The sequence below is a fragment of the Phyllobacterium chamaecytisi genome (assembly GCF_020164455.1).
Taxonomy (GTDB): domain Bacteria; phylum Pseudomonadota; class Alphaproteobacteria; order Rhizobiales; family Rhizobiaceae; genus Phyllobacterium; species Phyllobacterium chamaecytisi.
Genome location: NZ_JAIQWW010000086.1, coordinates 1 through 351 on the forward strand (window position 1 = coordinate 1; position 351 = coordinate 351).

Consider the following 351-nt stretch of genomic DNA (forward strand, 5'->3'; position numbering starts at 1 on the left):
CGGCAATTGATAAAGCTTGCCATCCGGTGCTGTGGTGAACGATTTGCCGATGAAATCATCGACGTCGATGCCGGGATTGGTGACGTCCTTGCCTTCGTTGGCCATCCAGTCGGTCAAGTTGCGTGCCTGCTGATAGCGCCAATGCGTACCAATCAGATCGCTATCGTTGATATAGGCATCATAGATGTTTTCACCCGACTGCATCTGCGTCTGCAGCTTTTCGACCACGTCACCTTCACCGATCAGGTCATGGGTGACCTTGATACCGGTGATATCGGTGAATGCCTTGGCGAGTGTCTTGGACTCGTAATCGTGCGTGGTGATGGTTTCGGAAACCACCTTGATGTCCAG

1 pseudogene is annotated in these 351 nt (G+C 52.4%); it reads right to left on the reverse strand.

Annotated elements, in window-relative coordinates:
- A pseudogene (locus LB462_RS31050) lies at window positions 1-351 on the reverse strand (extracellular solute-binding protein); the annotation flags it as partial.